Annotated in this window: 32 protein-coding genes; 17 read left to right on the plus strand and 15 right to left on the minus strand. The window is 62.8% G+C overall.

Going from position 1 to position 16,341, the window contains the following annotated elements:
* The 15 genes from ACK4R0_RS13005 to ACK4R0_RS13075 all read right to left on the minus strand — a co-directional run.
* A partial coding sequence (locus tag ACK4R0_RS13005) for a hypothetical protein (RefSeq protein WP_409674551.1) occupies positions 1–236 on the minus strand: 236 nt, incomplete at its 3' end.
* Positions 233–502: a DUF6948 domain-containing protein gene (locus ACK4R0_RS13010; RefSeq protein ID WP_409674553.1), complete on the minus strand. Its 270-nt coding sequence runs from the start codon at positions 500–502 to the stop codon at positions 233–235. The genes ACK4R0_RS13005 and ACK4R0_RS13010, both read right to left, overlap by 4 nt.
* A 336-nt stretch (positions 503–838) precedes the next feature.
* Positions 839–1,093 carry an acyl carrier protein gene (locus ACK4R0_RS13015; RefSeq protein WP_409674555.1) on the minus strand — a complete coding sequence of 85 codons (255 nt, stop codon included), beginning with the start codon at positions 1,091–1,093 and terminating at the stop codon, positions 839–841.
* Positions 1,090–2,532, minus strand: coding sequence for a ParB/RepB/Spo0J family partition protein (locus tag ACK4R0_RS13020; RefSeq protein ID WP_409674557.1), 1,443 nt, complete (start codon positions 2,530–2,532; stop codon positions 1,090–1,092). The genes ACK4R0_RS13015 and ACK4R0_RS13020 overlap by 4 nt, the downstream gene beginning before the upstream one ends.
* A 3-nt stretch (positions 2,533–2,535) precedes the next feature.
* Complete coding sequence (locus tag ACK4R0_RS13025) at positions 2,536–3,219, minus strand: hypothetical protein (RefSeq protein WP_409674559.1); 684 nt, start codon at positions 3,217–3,219, stop codon at positions 2,536–2,538.
* Positions 3,216–3,515 (minus strand): hypothetical protein, encoded by a 300-nt coding sequence (locus ACK4R0_RS13030; RefSeq protein WP_409674561.1) that lies wholly within the window; start codon positions 3,513–3,515, stop codon positions 3,216–3,218. The genes ACK4R0_RS13025 and ACK4R0_RS13030 overlap by 4 nt, the downstream gene beginning before the upstream one ends.
* Positions 3,515–3,769, minus strand: a complete 255-nt coding sequence (locus tag ACK4R0_RS13035) for a DUF2312 domain-containing protein (RefSeq protein ID WP_409674563.1) — start codon at positions 3,767–3,769, stop codon at positions 3,515–3,517. Before ACK4R0_RS13035 ends, ACK4R0_RS13030 begins: the two co-directional genes overlap by 1 nt.
* Complete coding sequence (locus tag ACK4R0_RS13040) at positions 3,766–3,933, minus strand: hypothetical protein (protein ID WP_409674566.1); 168 nt, start codon at positions 3,931–3,933, stop codon at positions 3,766–3,768. Before ACK4R0_RS13040 ends, ACK4R0_RS13035 begins: the two co-directional genes overlap by 4 nt.
* Positions 3,930–4,097, minus strand: coding sequence for a hypothetical protein (locus ACK4R0_RS13045; RefSeq protein WP_409674569.1), 168 nt, complete (start codon positions 4,095–4,097; stop codon positions 3,930–3,932). The genes ACK4R0_RS13040 and ACK4R0_RS13045 overlap by 4 nt, the downstream gene beginning before the upstream one ends.
* The gene (locus ACK4R0_RS13050) at positions 4,087–4,653 is read right to left on the minus strand and encodes a hypothetical protein (protein ID WP_409674572.1); all 567 of its coding nucleotides are present in this window, start codon (positions 4,651–4,653) and stop codon (positions 4,087–4,089) included. Before ACK4R0_RS13050 ends, ACK4R0_RS13045 begins: the two co-directional genes overlap by 11 nt.
* A complete protein-coding gene (locus ACK4R0_RS13055; RefSeq protein ID WP_409674574.1) occupies positions 4,650–4,916 on the minus strand; it encodes a hypothetical protein in 267 nt (88 codons plus the stop codon). The genes ACK4R0_RS13050 and ACK4R0_RS13055 overlap by 4 nt, the downstream gene beginning before the upstream one ends.
* Before the next feature lie 207 nt (positions 4,917–5,123).
* The gene (locus ACK4R0_RS13060; RefSeq protein ID WP_409674577.1) at positions 5,124–5,639 is read right to left on the minus strand and encodes a hypothetical protein; all 516 of its coding nucleotides are present in this window, start codon (positions 5,637–5,639) and stop codon (positions 5,124–5,126) included.
* On the minus strand, positions 5,636–5,848 hold the full coding sequence (locus ACK4R0_RS13065) for a hypothetical protein (protein WP_409674580.1): 213 nt from the start codon (positions 5,846–5,848) through the stop codon (positions 5,636–5,638). Before ACK4R0_RS13065 ends, ACK4R0_RS13060 begins: the two co-directional genes overlap by 4 nt.
* Positions 5,845–6,240 carry a hypothetical protein gene (locus ACK4R0_RS13070; protein WP_409674583.1) on the minus strand — a complete coding sequence of 132 codons (396 nt, stop codon included), beginning with the start codon at positions 6,238–6,240 and terminating at the stop codon, positions 5,845–5,847. The genes ACK4R0_RS13065 and ACK4R0_RS13070 overlap by 4 nt, the downstream gene beginning before the upstream one ends.
* The gene (locus ACK4R0_RS13075) at positions 6,237–6,662 is read right to left on the minus strand and encodes a transcriptional regulator (protein ID WP_409674586.1); all 426 of its coding nucleotides are present in this window, start codon (positions 6,660–6,662) and stop codon (positions 6,237–6,239) included. The genes ACK4R0_RS13070 and ACK4R0_RS13075 overlap by 4 nt, the downstream gene beginning before the upstream one ends.
* Positions 6,663–6,744: 82 nt before the next feature.
* Between ACK4R0_RS13075 and ACK4R0_RS13080 the strand changes: the two genes are divergently transcribed.
* The 17 genes from ACK4R0_RS13080 to ACK4R0_RS13160 all read left to right on the plus strand — a co-directional run bounded on the left by ACK4R0_RS13080 (position 6,745) and on the right by ACK4R0_RS13160 (position 16,294).
* Positions 6,745–7,152 (plus strand): helix-turn-helix domain-containing protein, encoded by a 408-nt coding sequence (locus tag ACK4R0_RS13080; RefSeq protein ID WP_409674589.1) that lies wholly within the window; start codon positions 6,745–6,747, stop codon positions 7,150–7,152.
* Between the two features lie 23 nt (positions 7,153–7,175).
* Positions 7,176–7,382 carry a hypothetical protein gene (locus ACK4R0_RS13085; RefSeq protein WP_409674592.1) on the plus strand — a complete coding sequence of 69 codons (207 nt, stop codon included), beginning with the start codon at positions 7,176–7,178 and terminating at the stop codon, positions 7,380–7,382.
* Positions 7,375–8,205 carry a hypothetical protein gene (locus tag ACK4R0_RS13090; protein WP_409674595.1) on the plus strand — a complete coding sequence of 277 codons (831 nt, stop codon included), beginning with the start codon at positions 7,375–7,377 and terminating at the stop codon, positions 8,203–8,205. The genes ACK4R0_RS13085 and ACK4R0_RS13090 overlap by 8 nt, the downstream gene beginning before the upstream one ends.
* Positions 8,202–8,417: a hypothetical protein gene (locus ACK4R0_RS13095; protein WP_409674598.1), complete on the plus strand. Its 216-nt coding sequence runs from the start codon at positions 8,202–8,204 to the stop codon at positions 8,415–8,417. Before ACK4R0_RS13090 ends, ACK4R0_RS13095 begins: the two co-directional genes overlap by 4 nt.
* Before the next feature lie 103 nt (positions 8,418–8,520).
* The gene (locus ACK4R0_RS13100; RefSeq protein WP_409674601.1) at positions 8,521–8,730 is read left to right on the plus strand and encodes a hypothetical protein; all 210 of its coding nucleotides are present in this window, start codon (positions 8,521–8,523) and stop codon (positions 8,728–8,730) included.
* A gap of 60 nt (positions 8,731–8,790) precedes the next feature.
* Complete coding sequence (locus tag ACK4R0_RS13105) at positions 8,791–9,315, plus strand: hypothetical protein (RefSeq protein WP_409674604.1); 525 nt, start codon at positions 8,791–8,793, stop codon at positions 9,313–9,315.
* Positions 9,242–9,898, plus strand: a complete 657-nt coding sequence (locus ACK4R0_RS13110; protein WP_409674607.1) for a hypothetical protein — start codon at positions 9,242–9,244, stop codon at positions 9,896–9,898. Before ACK4R0_RS13105 ends, ACK4R0_RS13110 begins: the two co-directional genes overlap by 74 nt.
* Positions 9,898–10,104, plus strand: coding sequence for a hypothetical protein (locus tag ACK4R0_RS13115; protein WP_409674610.1), 207 nt, complete (start codon positions 9,898–9,900; stop codon positions 10,102–10,104). Before ACK4R0_RS13110 ends, ACK4R0_RS13115 begins: the two co-directional genes overlap by 1 nt.
* A 377-nt stretch (positions 10,105–10,481) precedes the next feature.
* Positions 10,482–10,676, plus strand: a complete 195-nt coding sequence (locus tag ACK4R0_RS13120; RefSeq protein WP_409674613.1) for a hypothetical protein — start codon at positions 10,482–10,484, stop codon at positions 10,674–10,676.
* A complete protein-coding gene (locus tag ACK4R0_RS13125; protein WP_409674616.1) occupies positions 10,673–11,209 on the plus strand; it encodes a host-nuclease inhibitor Gam family protein in 537 nt (178 codons plus the stop codon). The genes ACK4R0_RS13120 and ACK4R0_RS13125 overlap by 4 nt, the downstream gene beginning before the upstream one ends.
* On the plus strand, positions 11,206–11,442 hold the full coding sequence (locus ACK4R0_RS13130; RefSeq protein WP_409674619.1) for a hypothetical protein: 237 nt from the start codon (positions 11,206–11,208) through the stop codon (positions 11,440–11,442). Before ACK4R0_RS13125 ends, ACK4R0_RS13130 begins: the two co-directional genes overlap by 4 nt.
* Before the next feature lie 107 nt (positions 11,443–11,549).
* Positions 11,550–11,756, plus strand: a complete 207-nt coding sequence (locus ACK4R0_RS13135) for an HNH endonuclease (RefSeq protein ID WP_409674622.1) — start codon at positions 11,550–11,552, stop codon at positions 11,754–11,756.
* 133 nt (positions 11,757–11,889) lie between these two features.
* Positions 11,890–12,369 (plus strand): P27 family phage terminase small subunit, encoded by a 480-nt coding sequence (locus tag ACK4R0_RS13140; RefSeq protein ID WP_409674625.1) that lies wholly within the window; start codon positions 11,890–11,892, stop codon positions 12,367–12,369.
* 10 nt (positions 12,370–12,379) lie between these two features.
* Positions 12,380–12,622, plus strand: coding sequence for a hypothetical protein (locus tag ACK4R0_RS13145; protein ID WP_409674628.1), 243 nt, complete (start codon positions 12,380–12,382; stop codon positions 12,620–12,622).
* Positions 12,623–12,628: 6 nt separating this feature from the next.
* Complete coding sequence (locus ACK4R0_RS13150) at positions 12,629–14,434, plus strand: terminase large subunit (RefSeq protein WP_409674631.1); 1,806 nt, start codon at positions 12,629–12,631, stop codon at positions 14,432–14,434.
* A complete protein-coding gene (locus ACK4R0_RS13155; RefSeq protein WP_409674634.1) occupies positions 14,434–15,708 on the plus strand; it encodes a phage portal protein in 1,275 nt (424 codons plus the stop codon). Before ACK4R0_RS13150 ends, ACK4R0_RS13155 begins: the two co-directional genes overlap by 1 nt.
* Complete coding sequence (locus ACK4R0_RS13160) at positions 15,680–16,294, plus strand: HK97 family phage prohead protease (protein ID WP_409674637.1); 615 nt, start codon at positions 15,680–15,682, stop codon at positions 16,292–16,294. The genes ACK4R0_RS13155 and ACK4R0_RS13160 overlap by 29 nt, the downstream gene beginning before the upstream one ends.
* Positions 16,295–16,341: the final 47 nt, after the last annotated feature.

Raw genomic sequence — 16,341 nt, forward strand, 5'->3', positions numbered from 1 at the left:
CCAGAGCCAGCGCCATCGCCATCGCAAAACCCATCGCCAGAGCCAGAGCCAACCCTTGTGTGCCCCGCAGCGGGGCGCGCGTAATCGCGCTCGCCGACAGGAAGAAGCTTCAGCAGCCGGGACAGGGGTTCGGCGGCAGCGATCTTACCTGCCAACTGCTCGGCACGCTTGTAGACGCCACCGCGGCAAGCACCGGCCCTGATCACGTCATCCGCCGTGATCAGCGGGTCCATCATGCAGCTTGCCATTTTGCCCATGCCTCATCGGTGATGCTGAACAGGGCCGTGACGTCGTGCAGCATCGGGATATCGGCAGCAGCGCTGATCAGGCTTTGCGATGTAGGACCGGTCTCGGCCAGCTGCATGACGCCCTTGGTGGTGCCGAAGCGGATGGCCATGCGGGCACCGGTTAGCGGCATTGCCCGCGCTGACAGATCCTGATCGTCTGCGATCTGGCCAGCGAACACGCCGCGATGCTGAGTTGTAACAAGCACGTTTTTCATAAGAGTTCCTTCTTTGGCCCGTTGACGATGCGCGACAGTGGGCGAGGCATGACGCGCGAAGCTGAACTTCAGGACGTAAGGTTCGCTTGGCTCCTCACGGAGCTGCTGGGCGAGCTGGTTGAGCGCGGCGTTCCTGTTGCCATTTCGCCCACGCTCGGGCGTGATCGGGACAAAGATCTTTGTCGGGCGCTGGGCTGGTCGTGCAGCGCGCGCAAATGGCCTTGTCGCAGGTGCCAGACTTTCGGCCGGACACCCCCATCGCAACGAGCTGCTCGCGAACGGCGGCGCGCATTTCGCGCTCAGCGCGGCGAGAGTCTGCTGTGGGCTCTTGCGCGTTCATGCGGCTTCTCCCTGCAGCTTGACGAGCAGCTGCTGCAGCTCCCCGATGGTGGCGCAATCGGCGCAGGCGTCTTCGGATATCTGCACACCAAACTCTTCCTCGAGCTTGATGGCGATCTCGACGGCGTCCAGGCTGTCAGCCTTGAGGTCGGCGCGTAGATGCATGTCCGGTTCGATGTCGGCCAGCTTCAGCCCGCCGAAATCGTCGGCGATCAGCTTGGCGACGCGGGTTTCGATGCCTAGCTGGCTCATGACACCGGCTCCTCGGCTGCAGCATCAGCTTCTGTCGCGTGCTTGGCCTGGTTGGCCTCGATCGCGGCGAGAGTGGTGGCCTGGCGTTCGGCTTCAGCAGCTTCCTTCTCGGCCTTGCGATCGGCCTCTGCGGTCTCGTATTCGTGCTCGGCTTCGGCGAGGCGCGCTTCGAGCTCTTCGGGATCGACGCGCACCATCAGCGCGACGAAAACGCCGTCGTCGCTTTCGTAGAACGGTGCGATCCAACTGGCGCCCTCTTCTGGCCAGAACGCTCGGCCCTTGAGCGGCGTGTCCTTCATGGACGGCTCCGTGGCCAAGCGCGCTGCAGCGATGCGGATGTCTTTTGCGCGACGCTCGGCTGCCCAATCGCGTTCGATCGCAGGCGCAGATGGCGAAGAGTCTCCAGTCTCGGGATCGATCGGAACAAGACAGGTATTTGCAATCGGCACGACGCCTGTCCCGGCGTCATTGATGCGATAGCCCTGGATTGCCCAGTCACGTGAATTGTCGGGTACCGCGAGGATGTTGTAGCGGGCTTCGCGATAGCCCTTCGGCGGCTTGGGCATTCCCCATGACGGACCGTCGACCGGCGCGATCGCCGCATCGAGAAAGCCTTCGGCCTGGGCAAGCGGTTGCGCGAGCACGAGCGCTTTTTCGGTGGCGAGCTTCTTGACCAGGGCGGTGTCGAGCAGCAGCTCGCGATCGTCGTCGCCGAAAAACAGGTCGCGCTCTGTGCGGCCGCCGGCATCGACATAGGCCTGCAGGCCTATGAAGCGCACGAGCTTGTGGTCGACGGCGTAGCTTTTGCCGGCGAGAGCGTCGCGGATGTTCTGCGGCTTGTGGCCCCATTCGCCCTTCTCGTCTTCCTTGGCGAAGACATAGAGCTGCGCGACTGGATCCGGATGGCTGGCGTAGGCACGCGCGGCCTCGATGCTGATGCGGTACTCGCGTAGTGCGGTGAGAATTTCGGGCGCCAGAGCGGCCAGGCGCAGGCGCTGTTCGACGTAGCGCACGGTGCGGCCGAAGCGGCGGGCGCAATTGGCAATGCGGTTCGGGATGTCGTCGATTGACGGCTCGCCGCCATGGACGATCGCCTGAAACGCCTCGACCTCGTCGGCGGGGTTCATCGCCACCTTCTGCAGGTTCTCGACCAGGCTGGCCTCGAGAGCGTCGTCGCGCGGAATGATGTGGACCGGCACCGGGAACGTCTTGGCGTTGCGCTTCTGCTCGACGAGCAGATTGAGCGCGCGCCAGCGACGGCCGCCGGCGTCGACCTCGTGCTTGCCGGGCTGCTCGACGCTTTCCGACACGACGAGGTTCTGCAGCAGGCCCTTGGAGTGGATCGAATCGGCGAGGCTTTCGATATCCTCGTCGCCGTTGGTGCGGCGGACGTTGCGCGGTGACAATATCAGCTTGTTGAGCGGGATGGTCTGGTTCATGGATCAGGTCCTTTCGTGGCCAGTTGCGTTGGTTGCGGAAGGTGCGCGGCGGCGGACGGGCATGTCCGGGGCCGAGCTGCCTGCCGCAGCGGTTTCAGGCACCGCTGCGGCATGCTTCGACTGCGCGACTGCCTCGCGCCGGCACTCCAGCCAGGCATCGATATTCTGCCTGACCAGCCCGAAAGTGATGATGCGAACCTGGGGGTTGTCCACCCAGCGCAGGCCGCGCGGATTGCCGCCGAAAGTGGCGACTGCCTTTGCGGCGAAGTTCCATGCGGCGATGTAATCGGCCTTGGTAAAGCCCAGAGCGGCTTCGTCCTGGGGCGACCAACGCTGCAGCTGGTCGACCTGGACAGACAGCACCTGCAGGAAGCCGCGGCTGAGCTGGCGGGGCAGGGTGCGCGCGAAGCGGGTGCCGCCGAACCTTGCGGGCTTGCGTCCATCGGCAAGGAAGTGGACGTCCGCGGGCCAATCGGTGGGGAGATGGCCAGCGCGCTGCAGCGCAGCGGTCGGAGAGAGATGATCAGCCCAGGGCAGAAGGGCAAAAGGCTCACGGACCCACGCCTGCGATCCGACCACGATCCGATCGGCCATGAAGCCGGGGCGCAGGCGGATCTGCGACACGCCTTGATGGAATATCACGCGGGCCTGGTCGGCCGCGAGGTTGATGGGCTGCACGCCGGTCACGACACCGGCTCCGGTGTGCGCATGGGCGCACGGTTCAGCAGGGCGATGGTTTCGTCGTCTTCGGCATCGCGGGTGTGCGGGTCGATCTTGCGGAAGGCGCTGGTCACATATCCGCAATCCCCAAACTCTTTAAACCGCAAAAAACGAAAGCCTGCTTCGCCGTAGATGCTTTCGACGCGGTGCACACTGCCCGGTCGAGGTTCCTTTGCTGGTCGATTATAGCAGTCCCACCAGCCGCGATCTGCCACGCATAGCGCCAGATCACCGACCTGCCAGCCCTGATCGCCGCCCGACATCAGCTGAGCCCCAGCGCGGCTTTGTACGTCTCCAGGATCAGCTCCATCTCCTGGCGATCGTGCGCTTCCATTTTGCGCAAGCGCACGATCTGACGCATGATCTTGGGGTCGTAGCCCTGGCTCTTCGCTTGGGAATAGGTGTCGCGGATATCGTCGGCGACGCCCTTCTTTTCTTCCTCGAGCCGCTCGATGCGCTCGATGAACAGGCGGAGCTGATCGTCTGCCGACATGGCCGATGACTGGGCCGCGCTCATCGTGGTGACGCCGCGATTATCATGGCGGTGCCGGCGGCGACAAGGATAGCCACGTACAGGATCATGACGATGACGAAACGGCGGCGGCGCTGCTGGCTGGTGCCGAAATGATCGCGGCACTTGCTGCAGCTGCAGTCGGCGGGGTGGATGGCACCTTGGTTCACGAGATCAGCTCCAGCACGAGGGACAGGGCGAGCCGGCCCGGGATGAGGATAAAAGCGCAGGCGATGGCGATGCCGGCGATCGCAGCGGTGATCGGCTCGCCGAAAAAGCCTTCTTGCGGCTCGCGACCGGCCTGCAGGTTCCAAAGGGTGGGGTCAGGACGCATCAGCTGTCTCCTGCTGGGGTGCTGCAGCCTTGCGTTCGCAGGCGGTGCAGAGGTTGGGATCGCTGGCGCTCCAGGCGCAGCCGTATTCAGCGAAACACCCAGTGATGCCGCTCTCGACGCGTTCCACACAGGGGCGGTGCCAGCTGCAGCCGCATTCGCGGCAGATCTGCGGCAGCGGGACACTGACACCCAGGTGCAGAGCGACGAGCGCATCGTAGATCTCGACATCGAGCGGGACGATGCGCGCCAGGCACGTGGTGATGGTGCGATCAACATGGCGCTGATCGGCTTCGAGCTCGGTGAGCTTGGCAGAGATCGTGCGGACCATGCTGATGAGATCGAGATCGCCGACAATGCCGGCAGCGCGGACGGCAGGATCGAAGTCGGCGCCGGTCATCTGCTCGCCGCCGATCCGCGCGGTAATGTCGCCAGGGCGGCCCCAGGGCACAAACGCGACGGCCGCGAGGTCGAGGCTGATGCCTGCGGCTTCGCGGCGCTTGCGCAGATAGGTGCCGGGCGACATCAGCGGCGCCTGGATGGGCGGCGCATCCGTCACAGCACGAGTTCCCAGCGCTGGTCGGTGGCATCGGTGATGAAAACGCCGCCCTGGGCGTCGGGGCCGAGGCTGCTGACACCGGTGATGGTCATCGTGCAGCCGGTAACGGCATCCATGCCCGAGACGGACAGCGCGGCGCCGGAGCGGTAAGCGGTCCAATGCTTGAGCTGGCGCGGTTCGGCCGTGGGCGTTTCGGCGTGACCAATGCCGGGATCGGCGAAGCGGCGATAGGGCAGCTGGGCAGTCATCACAGTGTCGGGCATGGTTCGAACTTTCTTCAGGCAGCAGAAAGGCCATCCCGAAAGCGCGATACGCAGCGGGCTGGCTGTTTGTTTGCGGGATATTGCGCGACGGGGTGCGATCGATGTCCGCCGAGCCTATCAAGGCTGGGGCTGACCCGATGATCAGCCGCTGGGGGCCTCGCGAGCCGTACCAGGCACCCCTTTCGCGCCGGGGTTATGACGTGTCGATCATGGCGGGTGGTGCTGATCGGCGACGGGATCGCGTTTGGTGTTGCCGCCCGGCTCATCGCCGTTCGGTGAGGCGAGCAGCGGAACGACCCGTTTGAGGAAATCGATCGCCTCGGTGGTTTCCTGTAGCGCGATCCTGCGATCGGCAGCGCTGGCACCTGGCAAGGTCGCGCGGACCAGCGCCGAATGTGCCTCGCCGCCTTCGCGGATGACGTCTGCGGTGTGGCGCGCGAGGCGGATGTTGCATGCGAAATGCTCCATCTGCGCGAGCTCGAGCTTGAAGGCGTAGGTTTCGAACAGCGGCGCGCATTCGCCGCCGGCGGCCATGTAGGCGAGATCGAGCGCGATCGCGCAATCGAGCGGGATCTGCTCGGCGGTGTCCGGATCGCTCCAGTTGCGCACCGTGCGAACCGCACGCCCGGCGACCTGCGCCATATCGTCAAAACCGCCGGGAAGGTGGCCGGCGATGCGGGCCAGGGCGGCGTCGATCGAGAGTGGGGCGCGGGGCTTGGTCATTGTTTCGCGTCTTCGAACGTGCGGGTAAGTTCGCCAGCCTTGCGAGCAATGTCAGCGGGCGAGACGGTGGTAGCGATGTAGATCGTTCCGGCGACGACCCCGATTACAACGAACAGACTGATTGCCATGATCATATATCCCAGTCGGCGAACGACCTTGCGATCACGGGCCAGGCGGGCGCGGTGGGTATCGAAATCCCAGTCGGTCATTTCGAATAATCCCAGCCTGACCAGACGGACTCTACGGTGACCTCGGGATTTACCAGCATCCAGGCGTTGAATCGGGCGGCGAGCTCCAGGATATAATCCGCCATGCGGTTCTGTTCGAGCTGGCCGATCGCCATGTGTGGCTGTGACAGCACGAGGCGCTGCGCAGCATCGAACGCGCGCTCGCGGATCGAAAGTTGGCCGGAGCAGGGGATGGCCTCGGGGGCGGCGCTTGCCGGGGCCGCCCCTTCGGTTGCAGAACGGCTAGCAGCGCCGTCTGAATTGGCAATTTCGCGGGCCTGCCAGGCTTCACATTCCAGACAACCGTCTCGAACGGCTGCATTTTCGGGCGACGTTGGCAAGGGACCGCCTGTTTGGCGTGATGTAAGCGTCATGCCGCGGCCTTTCCGATGGGAGGGGCGCTTTCGGGGGTGTCGGCGGCGCAGCCAGGGTCGTCTTCAGACTGCGCCGCCTCCCCACCAGCCACCGTTTTTGATGCCTCAACAGGGTCAAGATCGGCATCGGGAAGACTGGAAGTGCGACCTTCGGGGATTTTGGTCCCTTGGGGATGAGAAACAGGAGAAACCGGCGATGCGCCAGCTTCAACCGGATAGATATCAGGCCGAAGATCGTGCCGGGAAATTCCGGTGGCGGCTTCGATCGCTAAAACGTGCTCGGCCCATATTGGCATGTTGTTGCGAAGGCGATCATGGACCGTCGACTGGTCCTTGCCGATCAGCCGTGCGAGAGCGGATTGCCCGCCGAGGGCAATGCAGACTTTCGCTAGGGGCGAATCAAGGTGGTCGTGAATTGCCATACCCTAACTATGGGCAAGTCCATATCAGAGTCAATGGGCAAATCCATATGAACCCCCTATGGGCAATCCGGTAATATAAGGCATGCCTATAGGACGCCGGATAGAGAATCGTTTAAAGCTGCTCGGCATGTCGCAGGCCGAGCTGGCGCGTCGCATTCCGGTCGATCAGAGCACCATCAACGGCCTGATCAGAGGTCATTCTCGATCATCGAAGCACCTCCATCGTATTGCAAGAGAATTGCAGACGACCGCAGCCTATTTGACCGGTGAAACCGACGATCCCGAGACCGAATTGCCGACATTCATGCTTAATCATGAAGAACGGCAGTGGATCGACTATCTACACCAACTTGGCGAGCCGGAGCGCAAAAGCTTCATTACGATCATGAAATCGCTGATCGATGGCCCCGCGAAGCCCAGCACTCTGCACAACGATCGGCGAGCTTTTCGAGCCGAAGACGATGAGCACAATTACAAGGCAGGGGCGTGACAAGCACTTAAAGGGGAAATGCCATGAAATCTGCGATGCTGGTGATTGCGATGGTTCTGGGGCTGGTCGGGCCCGTCGGTTTGGGGGTTTGCGGGTCCGGCGCGGCGCTGGCGCAGGTGAGTGGTTTTGCCTGCTGCAAGGTTTGCAAGGCCGGTAAAGCCTGCGGCGACAGCTGCATCGCGCAAACATCCACCTGCAAGAAGGGTAAGGGCTGCGCCTGCAATGGGTGAGATCGCAAAGCCAGGTAACATTGAAGCGAACGGCCGGCTGGCTCAGGTGAAGCTGGAAGGCGAAAACCTGACCATCACCCGGTTGGGCGCGTTCGGTAAGGTGAAAAGTCGCCTTACGATCAGAACTGGTGCCATCGCCAGCATAGATTTCAAGCCAGCCACCAAGTTCGCGCCGGGCCATCTCGAGGTGCATTCCGGCCAGATAGGCGAGAACATGACACAACCAATGTTCAAGCAGGATCGGCCATCCTGTGCGCTGTTCCTGCTCGATGAGGCTGGCGCTTTTCATGCCATCGCGAGCGCGCTTGGCGTTTCGGGACTTGAGCCTTTGCCTGCCGACGCGGGTGCGCCGGAAAAAGCGCAGGTGCGCTATGCCCAGGACGATAGTAACCGGCTTGCCACACGGAAGATGGCTTGGGGGGGAGCTGTTGGTTTCGTTATGGTGGGATTGATCATGGCCTTCGGCACGAGCGACCAGCAGAAAGCTGAACTCCGTGAGCAACACCTGTTGCCGCCCGAGGAGGTGGCAGAGATCGACAGGCCATTGCGCGAAGACAAACCCCAGTCCGGCGAGCATTGCCTTTCAGGCTGGGACGGTGCGAACCGTGACCTCGTGCGCCAGATCAAAGCGACAATGCGAGACCCCGGCAGCTTCGAGCACATGAACACCCGGATTTATGGGAACGACAAGGGCGAGCACGGCTTGTGGATGACTTTTCGCGCGCGCAACGGCTTTGGCGGCATGAACGTCGAGGAGGTGTATGCCCGCATCGACCACGACACCTGCAAGGCGCTGCGCTTTGGGAAGGAACCGGGGGTTTGAGCGAGAACCAGGAAATGAGGGTTGCCTTCGTCACGCTATTAACCACGCAGATGCGGTTCAATGTTGCCACGACAAAAGTGCTCGGCAAATTGGTCGGCAAACAGCAGGTGGAACCCGAAGACGTCGATGATCTTGTGAAATATCTCAAATTATCCATGGACCGCTCTGAAGATATCATCGCACTGATGAGGTCATCTTCCGATGACAGTTGATCGGAGGGTGTCTGAGCTGCTAACTGCGCAGCAAGAACTTCGTGCCATGCATGAGGAGGTGCGGAGTTTTGGCGCCGGTTCAGGCGGCGGAGGATCGACCCCCATGGAAGAGCGTGTGTCCAGGCTTGAAGGTCGGATCGACAAGATTGTCGACGAGCTCGGCGACGTAAAGGTCAACATCGCGACGCTCAGCGAGCGGGTTTCTCATCTGCCCAGCAAGGGCTACATCAACACGACGATCATCGGTTCGCTCGCTGCAGTCGCTGCCCTGGTCGGGTTTGCCGACCAAATCCGGGCGTTTATAGCTGGCTGAATAGCCCGCCATCGGGCATTTATTTACGCTTTTGCGCCGGTTTCATGATATGTTCCGGCCATGGCCAGCCAGACCCGCCCGACAGCGCCCGCCAACATTCCGAGGGCCGACCTAAAGCAGCGCCCCGAGATGGCGAGCCTGAAGCTGTTGGTGCTGAAATTCGTCACCGAATACATCCGCCAATGGGACGGATCGCCCAGCCTGGGCGAGATCGGCGCGGCGCTGGACACCAATCGCACCCGGGTGCGCCGGGCGCTGCGCACGTTGGTCGCCGAAGGGCAGCTGATGCGCATACCTGGACCACGCGGGCTGAGCCTGCCAGATGATGAGCCGGTGGCGGTGCGGCAGCTGCGCGCGCGCGGTTGGACCATCAACCCGGGCGATCGCACGGCAACGCCTCCTGCATCAGCACCTTCAGGCGAGCCGAAAAGCGTTACAAATCAGCCCCTGCTTCCGCCTGCGGAACTCGATTATGTTCCCCGACCAGCAAGATCGCGGGGAATTGGCACATATGGCATCGAAAGCAGGGGCGGCGCGCAAGGGCGGGGCCAAGGGCAAGACGGGCGCGCAGGCGCAGCTGAGTGAGCGCAGGCGGGGGATTGCCGCTAATTATGCGGCGCGGCACCCTGAAAAAGCCGCAGCCGAGCGGGCGCTGCGCAAGGAACAGCACGCGATCGCCAACCGGTGGGACCACAAGCGCCATGGCACGCCCGAAACGCACGAGCATGCATCACGCCAGGCGCAGGGCAGCCTGCACATGCTGTATGTGCGCGGGGTGATCGACCAGTTCGAGCTGGCCGATGCCGAGGGAATCGCCGCGATCGCCGCGAAGATCGGCGCCGAGCTGACCATTCGCACGGTGAGCCTGGAGACGCGGGTCGATACCTCGCCGCGCGCCGGCGGGGCTTTTTACGAGGCTTTGGGGGCGGTGCGGGCCGAGATGGCCTATGGCCGGTGGCGGGCGGCATTGCCGCAGGCGCAGCCGGTGCTCGCGATGATCGTCGGCGACATGGGAATCACCGCGGCGGCGGCGCGGCACAACATCAGCGCGCGGCGGGCGCGGCGGTTGCTGATCGAGGCGCTGGGTATGTGGCCGAATTTCTATGCCGATGCGGTGAAGCGGGTGGATGCCGGCGATCTGGCGGCGATGCATGCGGGGTTGTTGTGATGGCGATGACCGAACGCGAGATGAAGGTGGTCCAACATTTAGCTGATGCTTGGAATGCGTATCTTGAAATGCGAGAGGGTGAACCGTTATCGTCATCGATCGACGAATTCAGAAGCTTTATTCACCGAGCGCAGGACCACATTGCCGCGCGCGCCGCTTGGCGATCGTTGCCTGAACCTCGGAAACTTGCAGGTGTCACAAAATAGACCCTGTCCAAAACGCATCGAGACTGCCAAATCTGACCCCGCGATAATTGCGACCTGAGCCCGCGACACCTCTTTCCCCGAAGGTGTCAGCGGGCTTTTTCGTGGGCGGGAGACGCACCGATGCCGCAAGGTCTTCACGGTGACGATGCGGGCAGCCGCCTTTCCCGCGCCAGCACTCGGCTTGATACCCTGTGCCGCGATGTATCGCTGGGCGTGCGGTGCCAAAGGCATTTCGACGATCTAGAGAGCGAGGCGCAAGCCATCGCACGTGAGATCGTCGCGGCGTTTCGCCTGCCGGACGTGCGCCCGGGCGGCTGTACCAATTTGCGGAGGCGTGTGTGAGCGATCCCGGATCAGTAGAAAATGGGCGGATCGATATGGAGCAGCTGCGCGCATCGGCCTTCAACGAAACGCCGAAGGATGCCGTCGTCACCCGTGCGTGGTTGCGCCAAGTGCATGGTGAGCTGGCAGCCGGGCGGGTTGCCCAGGCCCAATTGAGCCGCGCGCGGACCATGGACGATGTCATCCAGGATCTGCGCACCGGGCCGATCGAGCGGACGTCGACGCTGTGAGCGAGACGGCCGCCACCAAACATCGTCAGCCACGCACGCTGGAGCAGGCCACGGCCATGCTCGAGCGGTTCGCCGTCTTGGATGGTGAGCGTGCCGGCATCGAGGCCGAGCGCAACGAGCAGATCGCCAAGATCAATGCAGCTGCCGACGAGCAGCTGGTGCCGATCGTCCAGGAGATGGACGCGATCGGCGAGAAGGTGCAGCCCTGGTGGACGAAGGCCGCGGCCGAGCTGCTGCCTGCCAGGCGCAAATCAATGGAGCTGGGCGGGTGCATCATCGGATCGCGCACCGGCAAGACGGTGCTGGCGATCGCTGGTGCCGAGGATACGCTTATCGGTGCGCTGACCAAGCTGCGCTGGGGCAAGGTGTTTGCGCCTGCCAAGCCGAAGCTGGACAAGACGGCGCTGCTGAAGGCGACATCCGGGCCCAAGGCCGAGGATCTGGCCAAGCTGGGCGTGACGGCCAAGCCGGGCGAGGAATCGTTCGTACTGGCGCGCGCTGAGCAATCGGGCACGATCGGGAGCGGGGCGTGAAGCTGGCCTCATTTGCTCGTGTTTCGCACCTGGTGCAAAAGCGGCAGCAGCTGCTCGATCACATGGAGCATGAGTTGCAGTTCGGGTTCCACTGCGTGTGGCAGGAGTTCGTTGATAGTGCCATGATCGACGCACTGAACAGCGTGATCACACCTGCGATCAAAGCTGAGCTGCAGAGGCGCATCAACGTCATCGAGACGGAGCTGCTCGAGCTGGGCATGTCGATCGGCTGATGCCATCGCAGCCGCCACGCTACCGGCCACCAGGCTGGAAGCCTGGCAAGCCATGGGAGCGGCCTGGTCTGTTCGTAAAGGACAAGCGCAAGCGCGGCCGTGCAGGCATGCGCGATCGGGCCCAGGTGCTGGCTGAAGAGCCGCTGTGCAGATTGTGCCTGGAAAAGGGGCTCGAGGTCGCCTCCGACGTTGTCGACCACAAGATACCGCTCGCATGGGGCGGAACAGACGATCGCGAGAACAAGCAGGGATTGTGCAACCCCTGCCACGACGCAAAGTCCAAGGCCGAGCGGGCCTTCACGCGACGTCGCTAAATCGAAGATTTCGATTGAAAATCATCACATGGGGAGGGGGAGGGTCAATCTCTCCGATCGTCGCCCCCCGGACACCGCCTTGGTGGGAAGATTTTCAAGCGGTCGAAATCAAAGGGTAAAAAGTTGAGGTGCGATGGCGCGGGGTGGATCTAGGCCCGGTGCGGGTCGCAAGCCGACATCGCCGGCGATCAAGAAGCTGCGCGGGACCGACAAGGGCGACGGTGCTTCGGTGCCGACGATCGCGGCCGAGGACGCGCCGCTGATCTGCCCGATGCATTTGAGCGACCTTGCCCAGCTGCACTTCGGCACGATTGCCGGGATCCTGATCGCGGAGAAGCGATCGAGCGCTAAGTATGCGGAGCACATCGCGCTGCTGGCGCAGAGACTTGAACAGATCCAGAGGTTTCAGGCTGTCCTCGAGACCGAGGGCGATACCTATCAGTCGGATACGGCCAACGGTTTCATCATCCGCGCGCGGCCCGAGGTCGCCATGCTGTCGGACGCGATGCGCCAGGCGCAGTCGCTGCTGGGAGAGCTGATGCTCAACCCGGCGAGCGCGCTGAAATTGGCCGAAGGTCACAAGGTCGAAGACAACGATTTCGACGATTTCTAAGGAGACCTCAATGCGCATGTTGGGCAAAAGCATCTTCCCGGTCCTGGCGATGGCCATGGTTGGCGTTTCCGCTGCTGCGTCGTCAGCGGCTGTGGCAATGGAGCGCGTGGAAGCTGTGGCGCCCCGCCGCACATTGCAGCCTGCCTATGCGAAGTACCCGCGCGGTAAAGGCAAACAGGCGAAACCGGCCAAGCGCAGCAACCGTCTCCATGTCAGCCGGCGCACGCGCAGGAAGCATCGCCGCGCGGCATAACTGCATGTGGAGACGCGCGATTATCCTGGGATCGCGAAGCAGTATGCGCGTGACGTCGTCTCGGGCAAGCAGCCCGCGGGCAAATCGATCCAGCGGCAGTGCCAGCGGTTCCTCGACGAGCTGAAGGTCTATCGCCGGGCGGCGTTTCCGCACCGGTTCGACAATGACAAGGCCTCGCGGGTCTGTCGGTTTATCGAGAAGCTGCCACACTCCAAGGGCAAGTGGGCGCGATCGAAGGAGCTGATCCGCCTCGAGCCTTGGCAGATCTGGATATTGTGCTGCACTTTCGGGTGGCTGCGCAAGCGCGACGGCCTACGCCGGTTTCGTGTTCTGTTCGTGGTCGTGCCGCGCAAGAACGGGAAGTCGGCCAAGGCGGCAGGCATCGGCCTGTACATGTTTTGTGCCGATGGCGAATTCGGTGCGGAAGTCTATTCCGGCGCGACCAACGAAAAGCAGGCGCGAGAGGTTTACATTCCCGCCAGCCTGATGGCGAAGCGCACCCCGGCGCTGGTCAAGAAGTTTGGCATCGAGATCAATGCCAAAAACATGGTCCGCATCGGCGACCAGAGCAAGTTTGAGACGATCATTGGAGATCCTGGCGACGGCCAGAGTCCGAGCTGTTCGATCCACGATGAGTATCATGAGCACGCTCATGATGGTCAGGTCGATACGATGATTACCGGCATGGGCGCGCGCGAGCAGCCCCTGCAGGTGCTGATCACTACCGCCGGCGATAACCTTGCCGGCCCCTGTTACGCCAAGATCCACGAGGAACGTGAACGGCTCCAGGGAATCGGGGCAACGGAAGAACAAAAGGCTGCGCGCGAAGCAGCAGGGCTTGGTCATAATGGTGGCCCTGCGCTGGACGATGAGACCTTCTTTGTCGAGTACGCCGCCGATGACGGCGACGACTGGCGATCTGAAGCGACGCTCTGGAAGGCCAACCCCAACATGGGGGTCTCGGTCAGTGCCGATTATCTGCTGGCCAGGCAGCGCGAGGCGATCGCGACGCCGCGCAAGGCCGGTATATTCAAGACGAAGCACCTCAATCTATGGGTCGCTTCGAAGGCAGCATACTTCGATATCCAGAAATGGCGCGCCTGCCACGATCTGAATATCCCGACGCGCGGCCGCGATCTGTTCCAGTACGAGGCGCTGCGCGGTCGACGGTGTGTTGCCGGGCTCGACCTGGCATCGAAGGTCGATATCGCTGCGCTCGAGCTGCTGTTCCTGCCGATCGGCGGAAAGGCGACGGTCGACGATCCGTATGTTCGGGTCGGGTTCTATTTTCTGCCGGGAGAGACGGTGCTGAACGTGCCGGCCTATCAGGGCTGGGATGCCCAGGGGCTGATCAACGTCACCGAGGGCAACATCATCGACTATGACGAGATCCTGGACACGCTGCGCGATGTGCGCGGCTTCTGCCAGCTCGAGCAGGTCGCATACGATCCCCATCAGGCGACCTACATGGTCACCACGATGGTCAAGGAAGGTTTCCCGGTCATCGAATACCGGCCCATCGTGCTCAATTTCAGCGAGCCGATGAAGGAACTGGACGCGCTGACCAAGGCCGGAACGATCGCCCATGGCGGCTGCCCGGTCATGGAATGGCAGATGAACAACGTCGTCGCGCAGGCCGATCGGAAAGACAATGTCTATCCGAACAAGCCGCGCGTCGAAGCCAAGATCGACAACCCCGTGGCGCTTATCAGCGCGCTCGGGGCCAGCATGACGAAGGAGGAGGAAGTGGTGCCTGCTTCGCCATGGGATGACCCCGAATTTTCGATGACCGCCGATGAGGGTGAAGCCTGATGGGGTGGTTCAGCGACTGGCTGCTCGGCGGTGTCGAGCAGCGCTCGATCGAAGACCCACAATACAGCCTGACGGAAAGCCCGGAAGAGCTGCTTCGGCTGCTAGGCGTCGCCGATACGCAGAATGCGCTACCGGTCGTGTCGATCGAGGCCGCTCTGTGTGTGCCGGCGGTGCTTTCGATCGTCGCATTTCTGTCGCGGACGCTGGCTGCATTGCCGCTGCCGACTTTCGAGGCGGGCGATAATGGCGCCCGGGTGGACGATTCGGCGGCGCAGCTGCTGAGTTATGCGCCGAATGAAGGCGAAAGCAGCTATGGCTGGCGCCGCTGGCACTGGCAGCAGGTATTCACCGGCGGTCGGGGGCTTGCCTGGATCGAGCGTGTCGGCAACCGACCGGTAGCGATCTGGCCAATGGATCCGGCGCTGACGACGATCAGACGCGTCAACGGGCAGAAGATCTACACGCACAGTGGCAGGGACTATCCCGCGCGCGACGTGATCGACACGCCGTTCATGCTAAAACGCGATGGGCTGGGCAGTTATTCGCCTATCGCGAAAATCAACAAGGCGATCTCGCTGGCGATCGCCATGGAAGGGTTTGCAGGCGGGTTCTTCCTTGGCGGCGGTATCCCGCCGCTATCCCTTGAGGGACCGGTACCGTCAGGCGCAGACTCATACCGGCGTGCCCATGCCGATATCCAGCGCGCGATCGACCTCGCCAAAAAATCTAACAGCAACATTTTCGGCATGCCGCCTGGCCACAAGCTGAATCCAGTCGGGATTGACCCATCAAAGGGCCAAATGGTCGAGGCGCGGGCCTTTCAGATCATCGAGATCAGCCGCGGTTGGCAGATGCCGCCGGTGTTCGTGCAGGATCTGTCGAAAGGTACTTTCAGCAATACCGAGCAGCAGGATCTGTGGCTGGCCAAGCATCTGGTCATGCAGTGGGCCAAGGCATTCGAAGATGAGCTGACGCTGAAGCTCTATGGTTGGCAGAACCCAGCCCGACGCGTCCGTCATAATCTGGATGGTCTGCAGCGCGGCGCTTTCAAGGAACGCAGCGAGGCGCTGGCCCGTGCCATCCAGACAGGCCAGCTGACGCCGAACGAAGCCCGTGCGCTCGAGCAGCGTGCTCCGATGGACGGCGGCGATGTCCTTTACGTGCAGCAGGCCACTGTGCCGCTGACCATGGCCGGCGCTGGCGTCGGCAACAACGACGGTCCGCCGCTTAACGAAAATGAGGAGGATGCTGCAGATGCCAGCGCCGAAGACTGATGGGGTTGAGCGCCGGGCGCTCGTTACCGGCGGCGAACTGCGCGTTGCGCAGGGCAACGACGGGATCGGCACGGCGGTGGGCTATGCCGTTCTGTGGAACAACCGGACCGATATCGGCGGATGGTGGACCGAACAGTTCGCGCCAGGCTGCTTCACCAGGTCGCTGGGTGAGGCCGACGTGGTCGCGCTGCATAGCCATGATGACGCGCGACCAGTCGGCCGTCGCAGTCGCGGCACCCTGCGCCTGAACGAAGACACGCGCGGCCTGGCATTCGAAAACGATCTGCCGGACACAAATGACGGCCGCGACCTGAAGGTTCAGCTGGATCGTGGCGATATTGAAGGCATGAGCTTCCGTTTCCGCGCGCGCCGCGAGGAGTGGGACGAAACCGTCGATCCACCGCTGCGAACCATTCACGAAGCCGACTTGGTCGAGATTACCTACACGGCATTTCCCGCCTATCCGGACACCGAAGCCGGGATGCGCAGCCTGGAAATGGCCCGTACCGAACGTCGCCAGCACAACAAGTCAGGTGCGCTGGCACGCCTTCGCATGCGCACATCGCAACGCGAACGGAAAATCTGACAGCAATTTACCGGGCCCAGCCCGAGGCGACGATCCGCGACTGCGGC

Origin of the sequence: Blastomonas sp. (assembly GCF_046294995.1) — a bacterium.
Taxonomy (GTDB): domain Bacteria; phylum Pseudomonadota; class Alphaproteobacteria; order Sphingomonadales; family Sphingomonadaceae; genus Blastomonas.